Source organism: Achromobacter sp. FW305-C-30-7, assembly GCF_058783105.1.
Genome location: NZ_JBYSYI010000001.1, coordinates 584,047 through 601,640, shown reverse-complemented (window position 1 = coordinate 601,640; position 17,594 = coordinate 584,047). Strand labels below are relative to the sequence as shown.

The window sequence follows — 17,594 nt, the reverse complement described above, 5'->3', positions numbered from 1 at the left end:
AATATATGGAAAATTGATAATCAATACTTTAAAAGTACAGATATGGAACTGCGCCATCTGCGTTACTTCGTCGCCACCGCCGAGGCCCAGCACTTCACGCGCGCGGCGGAACAGCTGGGCATGGCGCAGCCGCCGCTGTCGCAGCAGATCCGCCAGCTGGAGCAGGAAGTCGGCACGCCGCTATTCGACCGTATGGGGCGCGGCGTCGCGCTGAACGACGCCGGCCGCGCCTTCCTGGTTTGCGCGCAGGACATCCTGCAACGCGCCCAGGCCGCCGTGCTGACCGCGCAGCGCGCCGCGCGCGGCGAAGTCGGCGAGCTCACCTTGGGGTTCACGGAATCTGCGTCCTTCAGCGGCGTGGTGACGGAACTGATACGACAGTACCGGCAGCAGTATCCGGACGTGGAGATGACGCTGTCGCAAGGCGACAGCGAAACGCTGGTGGCGCAGCTGCGCAGCGGCGCCATCGACGCGGCCTTTGTGCGTCCACCCTTTGCGCTGGATGGCGGCCTGGCATTCACGCAACTGGCGGAAGAACCGCTGGTGGTGGCCTTGCCGCTAGGCCACCCGCTGGCGCGGCGCAAGCGGCTCGCGCCCGCCGACCTGGAGCAGGAGCGCTTCATCCTGTATTCGCGCAAGTCCGGCTATGGGCTCAGCGCCGACATCATGGCGGCCTGCCGCCAACATGGGCTGAATCCGCAGATCGGCCAGCGCGCGCCGCAACTGTCGTCAGCGGTGAACCTGGTCGCCGCCGGCATGGGCGTGGCCATCGTGCCGGAATCGCTGCGCCATCTGCGGCCCGACGGCGTGGTGTACCGCCCCTTCGCGCTGGACTGGCCGCGCGCGGTGCTGGGCCTGGCCGTGCGCGAGCAGGGTGCGGGTGGACGCGTGCGCAATCTGCTGGCCTTGGCCGGCGACTGAGGACCTTGCCCCCGCGCCCGCCGACGAATCGAGACCGGACTCAGCCTTCGTGCGACTCGTGCACGGCGACCGCTCCGCGCTTCCAGTAGCTGGCGGCGCGGATGCGGCTCTTGTCGATGCCGTGCTGCGCCACCATGATTTCCCGCAAGGCCTTGGCGGCGGCGGATTCCGCGGCGACCCAGGCATAGCCTTCGCCCGGCGGCAGTTTCAGTTCGCGCGCCGCTTCCAGCAGCAGAGTGCTGTAGCCCGGCGCGGTGCCGTTGCGATGCAGCCAGCGCACGGAAGCCTGGGCCTGGGTAGGCAGCGAAATCTCGTTGGAGGCCTGCGGCACTTCGATCAGCACCAGCGCCTGCGCGGTGGCCGGCAATTCTTCCAGGCGGCGGGCAATGGCGGGCAAGGCGGTTTCGTCGCCGATCAGCACGTGCCAGTCAAAGCCCTTGGGCACGACGAAAGAACCGCGCGGGCCGCCTATGCCCAGTTGCTGGCCGGGTTCGGCCTGTTCCGCCCAGGTGGACGCGGGACCGTCGCCATGCAGCACGAAATCGATGTCCAGCTCCCTGCGCGCCGTGTCGAAACGGCGCGGCGTGTAATCGCGCGCGGCGGGCTTGGGCGCGTCCTCGGGGAACTTGATGCCGTCCGAGGTTACGACCGGCAGCGCCGGCGGCAAGGACGGATCGGCGGGAAAGAACAGCTTCACGTGGTCGTCGAACGAGGCGGACACGAAGTCCTGCAGGTCGTCGCCGGTGAAAGTGACGCGGGCCAGCAGGCCGGCAATGCGTTCGACGCTGGCCACGGTCAGCGTGCGCATCTTCAGGTCGTGGCGGACGCGTTCGACATTCAGGTCGTTGCGGGTCATGGATACTCCAGGAAAAGAATCGGAATCAGGAACAGCTCGGGTCCGTGATTTCCGCGGTGGCGCGGGCCAGGATGGCCGCGATGCGCCGTTGTTCTTGGGGCGAGGCGTCGGTGCGGTCCAGCAGCGCGCGCTTGAGCGCCTGGCGCGCGGCCACGAATTCCGGCAGCCAACCCGTGGCGGTGTCTTCGCCTTCCGGGCCGACGGTGCGCGGCTGGCCGCTCCAGGCCTGGCGCATCCAGTCCATCTTGCGCGCCACGTGCTTGAGCTTGTTGAACATCAGCGCAAGGCGTTCGCGGTTGCCGTCCAGGTGCGCGCGGCCCGGCTCGGCCAGGTGATAGCGTTTCTTCGCGCCCTCTTGCTCGACGGTGGCGTAGCCCAACTCTTCCAGATAGGTCAGCGCGGGATAGACCATGCCGGGGCTGGGCGTGTAGAAGCCGTTGCTGAGCGCGCCCAGCGCCTTGATCAGTTCGTAGCCGTGGCTGGGATTTTTTTCCAGCAGGCCCAGCAGCATCAACTGCAGGTCGTCGGCGCTGACTTTGCGGCTGCGGGTCCAGCCGCGCCCGTCGTCGCCGAAACCGCCGCCGAAGCCGCCACCCTCGCCGCGCTCGTCGGCCGGACCGGAGAACCAGTCGCCGCCCGCGCCAGCGTGGCGCTGATGGTGGCCATGGCCCTCACCGTGGTGGCGATGGTGCGCATGGGAATGATGGGGATGGGAATGATCGTGGCGGCCCTCCGGCTTCTGGCGGGCACGGCGCACGAATGCGGTAAGGAATTGGGCATCACGCATGGTTTACCTCCGGTGTCTATCGCAAGATCTATATCTTAAGATCTATATCTTACGATATATCTGCGATAGTCCGGTCGTCAAGCGCGACGTTCGATCACGCCTGCAGCGATGCCTCCCACGATGAGGGCCATGCCCGCCAGCAGCGAGGCGCTGACCGGTTCATGCAGGAACACGGCCGAGCACAGCAGACCAAACACGGGCACGCCCAACAGTCCGATGGAAGTCACGCCCGCCGGCAATGCACGATTTACATTCACGGCAGCCCAGTGCGCCACCGCGATGCCGAACACGCCGGCATAGCCCAGCAGCCATGCGAGGTCGGCGCTCCACGCCATTTGTGGCGCGCCTTCGGTCGTGTAGGCCACCGCCGACAGCACAGCGGAGGCCAGCAGGGCCTGCCAGAACGCCAGTTCGAATGGCGGCGTCACCCAACGGTGAGCGCGCACGTAGACGATGTTGGCTGCCCAGCACAGCGCCGCCAGCAGGATCAGGCCGTTACCCACCAGCGCATCGCGGCTACCCCAGTCGAAACCCAGCGGATTGAAGATGACGACCAGGCCCAGCAGGCCCAGCGTCAGGCCCAGGCGCCGGGCGCGGCCCACGGACTCTCCCAGGAACAGCCAGGCGCCCGGCATTACCCACAGCGGCGTGGTGTAGGCCAGCACGGCAGAGCGGCCCGCCGGCACATACAGCATGCCCAGGCTGACCAGCGCGGCGAAGGCGCCCATGTGCAGCAGCCCGACGCTGAGGATCACTGGTATGTCGGCCTTGACCGGCCACGCCACGCGGCGCAGCGCCAGGCCCAGCACCAGCAACGCTGCCGCGCCCACAATGGTGCGCGCGGCAGCTGCCCAGATGGGCGTCATGTATTGCAGCAGCTGCTTGTTGACGATCCAGGTGAAGCCCCAGGCCAGCACCACCACGACCAAAAGCAGCAAGGCGTGGCGGCGGGGAAGCGCGGCGGTGGACATGAGCGGCGGAGACGTCCGCGAGGACGTGGCAATAGGAAGCAGATCCGACTATAGGAGCCGCCCGCCGCGGCGCCGTAGACCCACGCCGCGCCTATTCCCTGGTGCCACGGGCGGGCTGGGATCCGGTCGCCGCGCCGCTCATGAGCCAGCGTTCGAAAGCCGCCGCCTTGGCTTCATCCGGCGCGGGCGCGTAGACCACCAGCCGCAGATGCCGGCTCTCGTCGACCGATAAGGTGGAATGCTCGAACGCCAACTCGCCCAAAGACGGCAGGCACAGGCTGCGCAGGCCCATACAAGCCCCATGCACATCGTGTTCGCGCCACCAGGTTTTGAAATCCGGCGACACGCATTCCAGTTCGTCGACCAGTTCCGCCACATCCGGCGCCTGGCCCGCGCTGGCGAAATCGCGGCGGAAGGTAGACAGCATGGCGGGCGCTTGCGCCGGCCAGTCCACGAACAGTTCGCGCATCGCCGGGTCGGCGAACAGCATCCACAGCAGGTTCCTGCGGCCCTCCGCCTGCGCCGAAAAATTGAACACGCGGTCCGCGGCCGCGTTCCACACCACCACGTCCCAGCGCAGGTTGAGGATATAGGCGGGACGCGCCGGCAGATCGTCCATCAGGCGGCGGACCTGCGCAGGTACTGTGCACCAGGTGCGGCCCGGTTCCGATGGCGGACGCTGGTGCGCCAGCAGGTACAAGTGGCGACGCTCGGCGGCGTCCAGCTGCAACACGCGCGCCAGGTTTTCCAGGAACCCGGCCGACACGCTGATGTTGCGGCCTTGTTCGAACCAGGTGTACCAGGCCAAGCCCACGCCGGCCAGCGCGGCGACTTCCTCGCGACGCAATCCCGGTGTGCGCCGGCGGCCTCCCGCAGGCAGCCCGACTGCGGCGGGACTGAGCCGTTCGCGGCGCAGCCGCAGGAACTCGGACAGATCCGCGCGGGTGCGCGCCAGGCGCTTCGGGGCTTCGGTAGCGGTCATGAGTCTATTGCACCCAGTAATAGCATAAGTAGCTAAATTGTATAAGGCTAAAAGCCTCTCCAGAATAGCGCCCAATCTTGTTTCGATGGCGCTTTCCATGACTTCCTCCACACTCCCCTGCCCCGGCCTGCAAGCTGCTCCGCAACCCGCCATGGGCCGCCTGGGCCTGGCCGTGCTGCTGTCGGGCGGCTTCATCACGATCTTCGATCTGTTCGTGGTGAACGTCGCCATCCCCAGCATGCAGTCCACCCTGTCCGCCAGCTTCGCGCAGATCAGCTTCATCATCGCCGCCTACGAACTGGCCTACGGCGTGCTGCTGATCGCGGGCAGCCGGCTGGGCGACCGCCACGGCCGGCGGCGCCTGTTCATGCTGGGCATGGCGGGGTTCGCGCTGGCCTCGGCGCTGTGCGGCGTTGCCCCCACGGCCGACACGCTGATCGCCGCGCGCGTCCTGCAAGGCATGGCGGCGGCCATGCTGTTTCCGCAGGTCTACGCGCTGATCCGCGTCAGCTATCAGGGCCACGAGCGGCGGCGCGCCTTCGGCCTGCTGGGCATGACGCTGGGACTGGCGGCCATCGCGGGACAAGTCCTGGGCGGCTGGATCGTGCACGCCGACCTGTTCGGCCTGGCCTGGCGCAGCATCTTCCTGCTCAACGTGCCGCTGGGCCTGCTGGCATGGCGGCTGGCCCGCCACATTCCGGAATCGCGCGAGCCTTCGGGCGCGCACATGGACTGGCCTGGCGCGGCGCTGGTGGGCACGGGACTGGCCCTGCTGTTGCTGGCGCTGATCGAAGGTCCGACGCGGCACTGGCCCGCGTGGACGCTGGCTTGCGGCGTGGCGGCGGTCGCCGCGCTGGCGCTGTTCGTGCGCATGCAGCGCCGCATCGCGGCCCGCGGCGGCGCGCCGCTGGTCGACATGGCCTTGCTGGCGCAGCCGCGCTTCGCGGCGGGCTGCCTGCTGGTGATGTTGGTGTATTCCACCACCAGCGCGATGTTTCTTTGCTACGCGTTGCTGGTGCAGACAGGCTTCGGGCTGGACGCGCTGACGGCGGGCCTGATCTTCGCGCCCGCCAGCTTGGGCTTCGTGGCGGGATCGATGTGGGCGCCGCGGCTGGTCGCACGTTTCGGCACGCGCGCCATCGCCTTGGCCGCGTTGCTGTATGGCGGCGCCACGGCGACATTGATGCTGCAGGTCGGCGCGGCCGGCGCCAGCCTCGCGCCGTGGTCGCTGTTGCCGGCGCTGGTGTGGTTGGGAGCCGCGCAAGGCGCCGTCAACACGCCGCTGGTGAACCTGGCATTGGGCCTCGTGGAAGACCGCCATGCCGGCATGGCGGCGGGCGTCGTATCGACCTTGCAGCAGGTGGGCGCGGCGCTGGGCGTGTCGGCGGCGGGGATGCTGTTTGTCGGCACGCTGGACGCCTATGCCGATGCCGGCGAGGCCGAAAGCCATGCGCGGGCCTTCGCCAGCGCCCTGCAGTTCAACGTCGCGGCGATACTGATCGCGGTGGCCCTGCTCTGGTGGCTAGGGCGCCCCGCGCGCGACGCTGGATCAGGCCAGTATCCCCGCTGAACTCAGACCGCCGAAGCCAGCGGCACGCCCGGCTGGCTGGCCGAGCGCGTGCCCGGCAGCGGATGACAGGACTGCGGATGATAGGTGTGCACCAGCGACAGCTTCACACGGTCGCTGCTGTTGCCCTGGGCCGCGTGCAGGGTGCGGCAATGGAAGAACACCACATCGCCTGCCTGCAATTCCGGACAGACCGCGCGCGCGATCCATTCGGCGTTCTGGGGCGCGTCGTCCCGGAAGAACTTCTGCGGGTCGAACTGTTCAGGCGCAAAGGCGGCAGCGTGCGAACCTGGGATGAACGACAGGCCGCCGTTGGCACGGGTTTCCGGGCCCAGCGCCAGCCAGGTGGAAACCAGATCCGTGTCGGAAAACGACCAGTAGCGGATGTCCTGGTGCCACCCCGTCAGGCTGCCGTAGGCCGGGCGCTTGGTCATCACGCAGTTGTGGTGCACGGTGGACAGCACCGGCGTTTCGCCGAAGTAGCGTCCCAGCCACTGGCCGATGCGGGCATCGGTGGCCCATTGCGCGAACAAGGGATCGCGGGCGTAGGCGCTCAGCAGGCGGCGCACGGTCTGCCCGCCTTCGGCGGCGCGCGACTCGGGCGCGCCGGGGTAGCGCAGGTCGGCTTCGTATTCGATGGGCGCGATGTGTTCGCGCAAATGGCGTTCGGCGACGGCGCGCAGCGCCGCCACCTGTTCCGGGCTGGCGAACTGGCGCGCCACCACGAAGCCCTGCTCGCGCAGGACGGCTATCTGATCATCAGGCAACAACATGGCATTCAGGTTGCGGGGGGTTGGGCGGGAGGATTAATACGGGCGGCATCGCGTTCCTGTACCTCATGGTGCACCCATTCGCGCCACACCGCCACCAGCAGGGCCATCAGCACGGGACCTACGAACAGCCCGACGATGCCCATGGTTTTCACGCCGCCCACCAGGCCGAAAAAGGTCGGCAGGAAAGGCAGTTTGACCGGCCCGCCCACCAGCCGCGGGCGCAAGGTCTTGTCGACGATGAAGAGTTCCACGCTGCCCCAGACCATCAGGGCGATGCCCGCCACCAAGTGGCCCGAGCCCACCAGATACAGCGACACCAAGGTGAACGACAGCGGCGCGCCGCCGGGTATCAGCGCCATGAAGCCCGTGACCACGCCCAGCAGCACCGGCGACGGCACGCCCGCCACCCAGTAGGCGATGCCCAGCACCAGGCCTTCGCCCAAGGCAATCAGCCCCATGCCGGTGACGGTGGAGTTGATGGTGGCCGGCACCACGCGCGAAAAACGCTGCCAGCGCGCAGGCAGGATGCGTTCGCCCAGCACGTCCAGCTGGGCCACCATGCGGATGCCGTCCTTGTAGACGAAGAACAGCGTGATCAGCATGAACAGCACCGTCAGCAACAACTGGAACACGTTGCCCGTGGCCGCCAGGACCATGCGGTAGATATTGCCCAGATGCTCGCCGCTGACGGCCTCGACCAGGGCGCCCAGCGCATGCGGCTGGCCGATATAGGCCTCCCAGTACTGGCCCAGGCGCTCGCCCACCACGGGCATGGAGGTGATCCAGTTGGGCACGTCCACGCCATGGCGGTTGGCCGCGATGGCCCAGGCGAAGAAGGTGCTGGCTTCCTTGATGGCGTAGGACAGCGCCAGCGACATCGGCACGATCAGCACCACGATCACCACCAGCAGCGCCAGCGAGGCGGCCAGCGCGGTGCGGCCGCCACAGCGGGCGACCAGACGTTGATACAGGGGCCAGCTGGCCAGGCCGATGATGAGTGCGGCGAGCGCGGGGACCAGGAAACCGCTAAGGAAGTACACCCCCGCCAGCAGCACGAGCAACAAAAGCCAACGGGCGATCAGGTAAGCGGGTAGTACAGGCTGCATGGAGCGGATCGACAGTAAGGGCGTTGTAGGCTTTGACTGTCGGACTATACAGACGTTTCATGCAAATCGAGGGACACAAGGCCTGTATTTACTACGGGGTTTCCCGTGTCCCCCTGGGCGGAGGGCGGATCCGCCCTCCGTGCCAGACACTACTTACAGAGCGTACTCGGCAGCCTCTTCGCGCGCGCTGCGGCGGCGCGGCGGCAGGTATTCCTCCAGCGCCGGCCTGGGCGCGGTGGACGCCAGGGTGTTCGCCTGGCTGACCTGGCGCGCGTAGACGCCGCAGTTGGCGGCCGCCGGATCGGTCTCGTCGCGGCCGCTCAAGAGCGGGCAGCTGGCGAACAATTCGGCGGTCCAGTCGGCAAAGGCGCGCACCTTGGGCGACAACTGGCGGCTTTGCGGGTACAGCACCGAGATCGCGGTGGGGCTGGGCTTCCATTGCGGCAGCACTTCGATGAGCTCGCCCGATTGCAGGTGCGGCAGCGCCATGTAACGGGCGGTCTGGATCAGGCCGAAGCCCTTCAGCCCGCAGTCCAGGTAGGCGCCGGCCTCGTTCACCGACACCACGCCCTTCATTTCCACTTCCTGGTGCTTGCCGTCGACCCTGAAGTCCCAGGCGCAATTGCGGCCGGTACGGCTGGAAAAATAGTGCACGGCGTGATGGTCGCGCAGCTCGTCGATGGTCTGCGGCAGGCCGTGGCGCGCCACATAGGTGGGGGATGCGCAGGTCACGGTCTGCAGCGTGCCGATACGGCGCGCGACCAGGCTGGAATCTTCCAGGTCGCCGGCGCGGATCACGCAATCCACGGCCTCCTGCACCATGTCGACCGGACGGTCGCCCAAGCCCAGCACCAGCTCCACGTCAGGGTATTTGTCGTGGAAATCACACAATGAGGGAATCAGGATCAGCCGTCCGATGCAGGTCGGCACGTCGATGCGCAGCCTGCCCTTCAGACGCAGGGCCGCTTCCTGGAAGCAGGCCTCGGTTTCCTCGACGTCCGCCAGGATGCGCACGCAGTGCTGGTAATAGCCGGCGCCGTCGGGCGTCAGGCCGATACGGCGCGTGGTTCGGTTGAGCAGACGCACGCCCAAAAGGCGTTCGAGGTTCTGGATGATGGTGGTGACGGTGGTGCGCGGCAGCGAGAGGCTGTCGGCCGCCCGCGTGAAGCTGTTGGCGTCGACGACGCGCACAAACACCTGCATAGCCTGAAAACGGTCCATGGCGACGGTGTCCTTTTGGGAAATAGTCGGTGTGGACGGAGCATAACCCGTTTTCGGCGTTGATTAGTCGACCTTGACGACTAGTGTTGCCGAAACATACGGGTTTATCCGCCCCCCTAAACCGCTCAGAATGCAAACCATCTTGAAGTGCCCTTGCCGCCAGGCGCCGTCAAAGGGCATGCCTACCCTCAGATTCCGGTAACCGCAAAGACCCGCCCAACCAGGCGCCTTTGCCTGGAATGCGCAGCCGCATTACATGTTGCATCGCAGCATTTTCACCGGATCCTGAGGGCAGGCCTGCCCAGACCGCCACAGCCGCCTCCCGCCCCCAGGCTCACCCAGGCAAGCGCGCTTTCGCCCCATCATCTCTCAAGGAAACACCATGGTTTCGCGCAATCGTATTGCTGTGCTCGCCGTCTTTGCAGCCGTCATCGCCGCCGGCGGCGGTTACGCCCTGTTCCGTGCTCCCGCCGGCGCCAACGCCGCCCAGGCGCAGACCGCCCCCGCCGCGCCCCCGGTCGAGGTAGCCGAGGTGCTGAACAAGACCATCGTGGATTGGCAGCGCTACTCCGGCCGCCTGGAAGCCATCGACCGCGTCGACATCCGTCCCCTGGTGTCGGGCACCCTCACCGCCGTGCATTTCCAGGACGGCAGCATCGTCAAGAAGGGCGACGTACTCTTCACCATCGATCCGCGCCCCTATGCCGCCGAAGTGGACCGCGCCGCCGCCGCGCTGACCGCCGCGAAGGCCCGCGCCTCGTACACCGCCACCGAACTGGCCCGCGGCCAGCGCCTGCTGACCGACAACGCCATCGCTCGCCGCGATTTCGAGGAAAAGCAGAACGCCGCGCGCGAAGCCGCCGCCAACCTGCAGGGCGCGCAAGCGGCGCTGGACTATGCCAAGCTGAACCTCGGCTACACCCGCATCGAAGCCCCCGTGGCCGGCCGCGTGTCGCGCGCCGAGGTCACCGTGGGCAACGTGGTGGCCGCCGGCGCCGCGTCGGTGCCGCTGACCCGGCTGGTGTCGGTCTCCAAGATGTACGCCTCGTTCGACGTGGACGAGCAGACCTTCCTGCGCTACGTGAACCCCGCGCGCAGCGGCCGCAGCGGCGCCGTGCCGGTGGAACTGGGCCTGGCCAACGAGGAAGGCTATTCGCGCACCGGTGTCGTGCAATCGGTGGACAACCGCCTGGACACCACCTCCGGCACGATCCGCGTGCGAGCCGAATTCGACAACGCCGACGGCATGCTGCTGCCCGGCCTGTATGCCCGCGTCCGCCTGGGCGGCAGCGACCCGCGCCAGGCCGTGCTGATCGACGAAAAAGCCATCGGCACCGACCAGGACAAGCGCTACGTGCTGGTGCTGGACGACAAGAACCACGCCGTCTACCGCCAGATCAAGCTGGGCGCCAACCAGGAAGGCCTGCGCGTGGTCGATTCGGGCCTTGCCGCCGGCGAACGCATCGTCGTCAACGGTCTGCAGCGCATCCGTCCCGGCGATGCCGTGACCCCCACCGTCGTCCCCATGGTTGCGGCCCAACGCAACCCGGTCAAGACCGCCTCGGCCACGCTGAACTAAGCCGGCGCGTCTAACGAGAACGTTCATGAATATCTCGAAATTCTTCATCGACCGGCCGATCTTCGCCGGCGTGCTGTCGGTCCTGGTGCTGCTGGCAGGCCTTCTGGCCATGTTCCAGCTGCCCATCTCCGAATACCCGGAAGTGGTGCCGCCGTCCGTGGTCGTGCGCGCGCAGTATCCGGGCGCCAACCCCAAGGTCATCGCCGAAACCGTGGCCTCGCCGCTGGAGGAATCCATCAACGGCGTCGAGGACATGCTGTACATGCAGTCGCAAGCCAATAGCGACGGCAACCTGACGCTGACGGTGAACTTCAAGCTGGGCGTGGATCCGGACAAGGCCCAGCAGCTGGTGCAGAACCGCGTGTCGCAGGCGCTGCCGCGCCTGCCGCCGGACGTGCAGCGGCTGGGCGTCACCACGGCCAAGAGCTCGCCCACGCTGACGCTGGTGGTGCACCTGATCTCGCCCAATGACCGCTACGACATCACCTATCTGCGCAACTACGCCATCCTGAACGTCAAGGACCGGCTGGCCCGCATCACGGGCGTGGGCGAAGTGACGGTGTGGGGCTCGGGCAACTATTCCATGCGCGTCTGGCTGGACCCGCAAAAGGTCGCCCAGCGCGGCCTGACCGCCACCGAGGTCGTCAACGCCATCCGCGAGCAGAACGTGCAGGTCGCCGCCGGCGTCATCGGCGCGTCCCCGACGCTGGGCGACGTGCCGCTGCAGCTGAACGTCAATGCGCGCGGCCGCCTGCAAAGCGAAGAGGAATTCCGCGACATCATCCTGAAGACCTCGCCCGACGGCGCCGTGACCTATCTGTCGGACGTGGCCCGCGTCGAACTGGACGCGCAGGAATACGGCTTGCGCTCGCTGCTGGACAACAAGCAGGCCGTCGGCATGGGCATCATGCAGTCGCCCGGCGCCAACGCGCTGGACGTGTCCAGCCAGGTGCGCGCCGCCATGGCCGAACTGGAGCAGGACTTCCCGCCCGGCGTGGAATACCGCATCGAATACGACCCCACGCAATTCGTGCGCGCCAGCATCGAAGCCGTGGTGACCACGCTGCTGGAAGCAATCGCCCTGGTGGTGTTGGTGGTGATCCTGTTCCTGCAGACCTGGCGCGCGTCGATCATCCCGCTGCTGGCGGTGCCGGTGTCCATCGTGGGTACCTTCGCGCTGCTGCTGATGTTCGGCTATTCCATCAACGCGCTCTCGCTGTTCGGCATGGTGCTGGCCATCGGCATCGTGGTGGACGACGCCATCGTGGTGGTGGAAAACGTGGAGCGCAACATCGCGGCGGGCTTGAGTCCGCGCGACGCGACCTACCGCGCCATGCGCGAAGTCAGCGGCCCCATCATCGCCATCGCGCTGACCCTGTGCGCGGTGTTCGTGCCGCTGGCCTTCATGACGGGCCTGACCGGCCAGTTCTACAAGCAGTTCGCCATGACCATCGCCATCTCGACGGTGATCTCGGCCTTCAACTCGCTGACCCTGTCGCCCGCGCTGTCGGCCATCCTGCTCAAGAGCCATCACGACAAGCCTGACTGGCTGACCCGTGGCATGAACCGCGTCTTCGGCCGCTTCTTCAACTGGTTCAACAATATGTTCGGCCGCGCGTCCGAGTCCTACGGCACGGGCGTGGCCAGCGTGATCCGCCGCAAGGCCGGCGCCATGGGCGTGTACGCCGTGCTGGTGGCCGCCACCATCGGCGTCTCCTACCTGGTGCCTGGCGGCTTCGTGCCCGCGCAGGACAAGCAGTACCTGATCGCCTTCACGCAGCTGCCCAACGGCGCCTCGCTGGACCGCACCGAAGCGGTGATCCGCCGCATGAGCGACATCGCCCTGAAGGAGCCCGGCGTGCAGAGCACCATCGCCTTCCCCGGCCTGTCGATCAACGGCTTCACCAACAGCTCCAGCGCCGGCATCGTGTTCGTCACGCTCAAGCCCTTCAAAGAACGCAAGGGCGCGGCGCTGTCAGGCGACGCCATCGCGGGCTCGCTCAACCAGAAGTTCGCAGCCATCCAGGACTCGTTCATCGCCGTGTTCCCGCCCCCGCCCGTGATGGGCCTGGGCACGCTGGGCGGCTTCAAGTTCCAGATCGAGGACCGCGGCGCCGCCGGCTACGCCGAACTGGACAAGGCCAAGCAAGCCTTCCTGGAAAAGGCGCGCCAGACACCGGAACTGGGTCCCGCCTTCTCCAGCTATGAAATCAACGTGCCGCAGCTGGACGTGGACCTGGACCGCGTAAAGGCCAAGCAGCTGGGCGTGCCGGTGACGGAAGTGTTCGACACCATGCAGATCTACCTGGGCTCGATGTACGTCAACGACTTCAACCGTTTCGGCCGCGTCTTCCAGGTGCGGGCGCAAGCCGACGCGCAATTCCGCGCGCACGCCGACGACATCCTGCAACTGAAAACCCGCAACGCCGCCGGCGAAATGGTGCCGCTGTCCTCGCTGGTCACGGTCAACCAGACCTTTGGTCCGGAAATGGTGGTGCGCTACAACGGCTACACCGCCGCCGACATCAACGGCGGTCCGGCGCCCGGCTACTCGTCCGACCAGGCCCAGGCCGCGGCCGAACGCGTGGCCGCCGAGACCCTGCCGCGCGGCATGAAGATGGAATGGACCGACCTGACCTACCAGCAGATCCTGGCGGGCAACGCCGGCCTGTGGGTGTTCCCGATCAGCGTGCTGCTGGTGTTCCTGGTATTGGCCGCCCTGTACGAAAGCCTGACCCTGCCGCTGGCCGTGATCCTGATCGTGCCGATGAGCATCCTGGCCGCGTTGACGGGCGTCTACCTGACCGGCAACGACAACAACATCTTCACGCAGATCGGCTTGATGGTGCTGGTGGGGCTGTCGGCGAAGAACGCGATCCTGATCGTGGAATTCGCCCGCGAACTGGAAATGAACGGCCGCAGCCCGCTGGAAGCCGCCATCGAGGCCAGCCGCCTGCGCCTGCGCCCCATCCTGATGACGTCCATCGCGTTCATCATGGGCGTGGTACCGCTGGTGCTGTCCTCGGGCGCAGGCTCTGAAATGCGCCAGGCCATGGGTATCGCCGTGTTCTTCGGCATGCTGGGCGTGACCCTGTTCGGCCTGTTCCTGACCCCGGTGTTCTACGTGCTGCTGCGCACGCTGGGCGGCAAGAAGCTGCACTCCGCCGCGCCGCACGAAGCCCCGGTCTGCGTGCCGCACCTGGACCCGAACGCACCGCCCTCCACGCAGCACCAGACCTGAGCCGGCAGACCAGAAGAAGCATAGCCAGCGCCTCCCGCCCCCGCGGCGGGAGGCGCCCACAAGAGAATAGTTATCATGATCAAAAGACTGACCCGCGGTTCCGCCCTGCTTGCCGTCCTGCTCGTGCTAGCCGGCTGCGCGGTGGGCCCGACCTACGAACGGCCCTCGGCCGCGGTGCCCGCGGCCTTCAAGGAAGCCGCCCTGCCCGCCTCCGAAGCCGGCACCTGGAAGACCGCCGAGCCGTCGGAAGACGCGCTGCGCGGCGCCTGGTGGAAGGTATTCGGCGACGAAGGCCTGAACCAGTTGCAGGAAGAAGCCCAGCAGGCCAACCAGAACCTGCAGGCCGCCGCCGCCCGCCTGACTCAGTCGCGCGCGCTGCAACGCGAAGCCCGCGCCGGCTTCTTCCCCAACCTGGACGCCGCCTTCGGCCCCAACCGCCAGCGCCCCTCGGCCGTGTCGCAAGGCTTGCCGGACGGCACCTCGACCAGCCCGGTCACCACCTGGCGGGCACAAGGCGCCGTGTCCTACGAAGCCGACCTGTTCGGCCGCGTCGCCTCCACCTACGACGCCGCCAGCGCCGACGCCCAGCAAAGCGAAGCGCTCTACCGCTCCGTGCTGCTGGCCCTGCAGGCCGACGTCGCCACCACCTACTTCCTGGTGCGCGAACAGGACGCCGAATCGCAGCTCTACCGCCAGACGGTCAAGCTGCGCACCGACACCCTGCAACTGATCCAGCGCCGCTACGACGCCGGCGACATCAGCGAACTCGACCTGGCCCGCGCCAAGGCCGAACTCGCCAGCGCACAATCCGAAGCCCTGGGCATCGACCGCCGCCGCGCCGCCTCCGAACACGCCCTGGCCGTGCTGCTGGGCCGCGCCCCCGCGGACTTCGCCATGCCCCCACAGCCGATCCAAAAGGTCGCGCTATCGATCCCGGCCGGCCTGCCGTCCACCCTGCTGGAACGCCGCCCCGACATCGCCGCCGCCGAACGCGCCATGGCCGCCGCCAACGCCCGCGTGGGCGCGGCCAAGTCCGCCTTCTTCCCGCGCCTGGACATCACCGGCGCCTTCGGCTACGAGTCCTCGGACCTGGGCAACCTGTTCCAGTGGTCCAGCCGCACCTTCCTGCTGGGCCCGCTGGTCGGCGCCGCGCTCTCCATGCCCATCTTCGACGGCGGCCGCCGCCAGGCCGGCCTGGACCGCGCCCGCGCCGTCTACGAAGAGGACGTCGCCGTCTACCGCCAGACCGTGCTGAACGCGTTCCGCGAAGTGGAAGACAACCTGGCCAACCTGCGCATCCTGGCCGACCAGACCAAGGCGCAAGACGCCGCCGTCGACGCTGCCGCCCGCGCCGCAAAACTCTCGCACACGCAATACCGCGAAGGCTCCATCAGCTTCCTCGACGTGATCGAAGCCGACCGCAGCGTGCTGCTGCAACAGCGCGTCTCGGTACAACTGAACGGCGAACAAGCCCGTTCCGCCGTAGGCCTGATCCGCGCCATCGGCGGCGGCTGGGAGAACCCGGTGCCGCCAGAGACGGTGGCGGCCAAGTAAAGAGCAAGGCCCGCAAGGGCAAGGGCAAGGGCAAGGGCAAGGGCAAAATAAAAGCGCAGGCAATTGCAACGGCAACCAACCACAACCGCGACAACAAGCCAAAGCGTATGCCCCAAAAGGCCGCCCGCGCGGCCTTTTGGGGCGGGCCCCGCAAGACACGCCAACACCCACTATCCGTGGCCAGAACGCCAAGCACGCCACCCGCCCCAGCGTCCCTGAAGATTTCAACCGACGGAGCCTGTCGCGTCGGTGGCCTGCGGGGCGCGGGGCGTCGATAAGCCCAACGGAATCCGAAGGAGCCGCCGCAGGCGGTGACGAGGATGAGGCAGGGGCAGTCCGGAGCGAACGCTCCGGACCGCAATCGTTGCCCCGCGCCCCGCAGGCCACCGACGCGACAGGCGTCATAAGAACTCGACAGGCGTCACAAGAACTCGACAGACGCCATAGAAACGCAACAGGCGCCACAAGAACGCAACGAACGCTTCAAGAGCCCACACGCCCCCACAACCCCCTCACCCCCCACGCTCCATATACCGACGAGCCATCTGATACCCAGCAAACACATAAAACCCATTGCTATTAAGCACCAGCCAAGCCCCCAACCCCGCCAGCAAAGCCACCACAGGCCCGACAGCCCGCACATCCCCCTGCGTCCAGGCAATCACCCCCAGAAAGCCGACAGCGATCAACCCCAAGGCCAGCCGCTTCAGCACCACCAGCCCGAACGCGTGCCCGCCCATGAACGCCACCACGCCGATAGCCAACGCCAAAGCCGTCGCCGCGCAAACCAGCACCAGCGCAAACGCCGCCAGCGCCGGTCCAGCCACGCGCAGCAACAGGCTCAGCACGCCTATCCCCACGCCCAACCCGCCCGTCATCACCAGCACCGCCAACACCAGCGGCGACCACATCCCCGGCGGCGCGCGACGCGCATCCATCTCCGCCACGAAGCGATGCATCGCCGCCGACATAGCTGGCCCGTCCTGCTGCGGCAACGCCGCCTCCAGCTTGCGGCACTGCGCGATCAACGCATTCAGCCCCGCTCGCGGCGCGTCCATCAAGACCTCGCCGCGCCAGGCGCATGTTCCGCCACCGTGTTCCGCAACGCCGCCATCGCCTCCTCCACCGCAATCGGCCTGAACGCGTCCTCGCGCCAGTACATCGCCACCGACCCGAAACCCGACAGACGCACCGGAATGATCCGCATCGCCCGCATCTGCGAAAACCGCAGCGCCGCCCGATGCGAAGCCACGCCGATCATGTCGCTGTTGTTGATCAGCGTGAGATTGATGGTCACCGAATTGGATTCGACATGGTCTGGCGGCGGCGCCTGCCCCGCCGCGGCCAGCGCCGCGTCCACCGCATTGCGGATGGGCGTGCCCTTGGGCCACAGGATCCAGCGGTAGGACAGCAGATCCGGCCATGACGGCTGCTCGATCGCGAACAGCGGATGGCGCGGCCGCGCCACCAGGTGTATGGGTTCCAGGTACAAGGCCTCGAACCGGATGGCCGGATCGTGATGCTCAGGCGCGGAACGCCCCACCACAATGTCCAGGTCGCCCTGCGCCAACTGCGCCAGCAGCAGATCGGTCGTGCCCTCCACCAGCTTCACCCGCGCCTGCGGCATGCGTTCCAGCAGCTTCATCACCGCCAGCGGCACCGTATCTGACGCCGACGCCCCCGATGCGCCTATCACCACCCGGCCGCCGCCGCCCTCGCGCAGCGCCGCCATGTCCGCGCTGGCGCGGTCCAGCTGCGCTTCCACCCGCTGGGCATGCGTGATCAGCACGTCGCCATGCGGCGTGGGCCGCAAGCCGCGCGCGTGCCGTTCGAACAGCGGCAGCCCGATATCGTCTTCCAGATCCTTCAGCCACTTGGACAAACCCGGCTGCGTCGTGTTGAGCATCGCCGCCGAATGGCTGATGTTGCGGGTCTGGGCCAAGCTGAGCAGCATTTTCAGATTGCGCAGGCGCAACCGGTGGGTCCAGTCCATGCAGGCCCTCGTCTCGTCTATGTATATTCTTATTGATATGGAT

At 67.3% G+C, this 17,594-nt stretch carries 14 protein-coding genes; 5 read left to right on the top strand and 9 right to left on the bottom strand.

The features are described 5' to 3' along the window. The first annotated feature begins 42 nt into the window (after positions 1 to 42). On the top strand, positions 43 to 921 hold the full coding sequence (locus AC3WOB_RS02885) for a LysR family transcriptional regulator (protein ID WP_013396470.1): 879 nt from the start codon (positions 43 to 45) through the stop codon (positions 919 to 921). Between the two features lie 40 nt (positions 922 to 961). Here the strand turns inward: AC3WOB_RS02885 and AC3WOB_RS02880 are convergent, their stop codons facing one another. From AC3WOB_RS02880 to AC3WOB_RS02865, 4 genes are all read right to left on the bottom strand, one after another. Next, positions 962 to 1,777, bottom strand: coding sequence for a siderophore-interacting protein (locus AC3WOB_RS02880; protein ID WP_013396471.1), 816 nt, complete (start codon positions 1,775 to 1,777; stop codon positions 962 to 964). Positions 1,778 to 1,802: 25 nt separating this feature from the next. Beyond that, the gene (locus AC3WOB_RS02875; RefSeq protein ID WP_013396472.1) at positions 1,803 to 2,564 is read right to left on the bottom strand and encodes a PadR family transcriptional regulator; all 762 of its coding nucleotides are present in this window, start codon (positions 2,562 to 2,564) and stop codon (positions 1,803 to 1,805) included. 77 nt (positions 2,565 to 2,641) lie between these two features. Next, the gene (locus AC3WOB_RS02870; protein ID WP_492274108.1) at positions 2,642 to 3,535 is read right to left on the bottom strand and encodes a DMT family transporter; all 894 of its coding nucleotides are present in this window, start codon (positions 3,533 to 3,535) and stop codon (positions 2,642 to 2,644) included. 91 nt (positions 3,536 to 3,626) lie between these two features. Then, positions 3,627 to 4,517: a helix-turn-helix transcriptional regulator gene (locus AC3WOB_RS02865; RefSeq protein WP_492274107.1), complete on the bottom strand. Its 891-nt coding sequence runs from the start codon at positions 4,515 to 4,517 to the stop codon at positions 3,627 to 3,629. A 97-nt stretch (positions 4,518 to 4,614) separates the two neighbouring features. Here AC3WOB_RS02865 and AC3WOB_RS02860 point away from each other — a divergent pair, with 97 nt between their 5' ends. Then, positions 4,615 to 6,087, top strand: a complete 1,473-nt coding sequence (locus AC3WOB_RS02860) for an MFS transporter (RefSeq protein WP_049797873.1) — start codon at positions 4,615 to 4,617, stop codon at positions 6,085 to 6,087. 2 nt (positions 6,088 to 6,089) lie between these two features. Here AC3WOB_RS02860 and AC3WOB_RS02855 read toward each other — a convergent pair whose 3' ends face one another. The 3 genes from AC3WOB_RS02855 to AC3WOB_RS02845 all read right to left on the bottom strand — a co-directional run bounded on the left by AC3WOB_RS02855 (position 6,090) and on the right by AC3WOB_RS02845 (position 9,184). After that, the gene (locus tag AC3WOB_RS02855; protein ID WP_013396476.1) at positions 6,090 to 6,857 is read right to left on the bottom strand and encodes a phytanoyl-CoA dioxygenase family protein; all 768 of its coding nucleotides are present in this window, start codon (positions 6,855 to 6,857) and stop codon (positions 6,090 to 6,092) included. A gap of 5 nt (positions 6,858 to 6,862) precedes the next feature. Next, positions 6,863 to 7,963: an AI-2E family transporter gene (locus AC3WOB_RS02850; protein WP_013396477.1), complete on the bottom strand. Its 1,101-nt coding sequence runs from the start codon at positions 7,961 to 7,963 to the stop codon at positions 6,863 to 6,865. A gap of 153 nt (positions 7,964 to 8,116) precedes the next feature. Beyond that, positions 8,117 to 9,184 (bottom strand): LysR family transcriptional regulator, encoded by a 1,068-nt coding sequence (locus AC3WOB_RS02845; protein ID WP_207468077.1) that lies wholly within the window; start codon positions 9,182 to 9,184, stop codon positions 8,117 to 8,119. 382 nt (positions 9,185 to 9,566) lie between these two features. Here AC3WOB_RS02845 and AC3WOB_RS02840 point away from each other — a divergent pair, with 382 nt between their 5' ends. From AC3WOB_RS02840 to AC3WOB_RS02830, 3 genes are all read left to right on the top strand, one after another. Further along, on the top strand, positions 9,567 to 10,763 hold the full coding sequence (locus AC3WOB_RS02840) for an efflux RND transporter periplasmic adaptor subunit (protein WP_492274106.1): 1,197 nt from the start codon (positions 9,567 to 9,569) through the stop codon (positions 10,761 to 10,763). A gap of 25 nt (positions 10,764 to 10,788) precedes the next feature. Next, the gene (locus tag AC3WOB_RS02835; protein WP_492274105.1) at positions 10,789 to 14,004 is read left to right on the top strand and encodes an efflux RND transporter permease subunit; all 3,216 of its coding nucleotides are present in this window, start codon (positions 10,789 to 10,791) and stop codon (positions 14,002 to 14,004) included. A 75-nt stretch (positions 14,005 to 14,079) separates the two neighbouring features. Continuing rightward, positions 14,080 to 15,558, top strand: a complete 1,479-nt coding sequence (locus AC3WOB_RS02830; protein ID WP_013396481.1) for an efflux transporter outer membrane subunit — start codon at positions 14,080 to 14,082, stop codon at positions 15,556 to 15,558. A gap of 512 nt (positions 15,559 to 16,070) precedes the next feature. Here the strand turns inward: AC3WOB_RS02830 and AC3WOB_RS02825 are convergent. Then, positions 16,071 to 16,616 (bottom strand): hypothetical protein, encoded by a 546-nt coding sequence (locus tag AC3WOB_RS02825; RefSeq protein WP_492274104.1) that lies wholly within the window; start codon positions 16,614 to 16,616, stop codon positions 16,071 to 16,073. Continuing rightward, a complete protein-coding gene (locus tag AC3WOB_RS02820) occupies positions 16,616 to 17,551 on the bottom strand; it encodes a LysR substrate-binding domain-containing protein (RefSeq protein WP_013396483.1) in 936 nt (311 codons plus the stop codon). The genes AC3WOB_RS02825 and AC3WOB_RS02820 overlap by 1 nt, the downstream gene beginning before the upstream one ends. Positions 17,552 to 17,594: the final 43 nt, after the last annotated feature.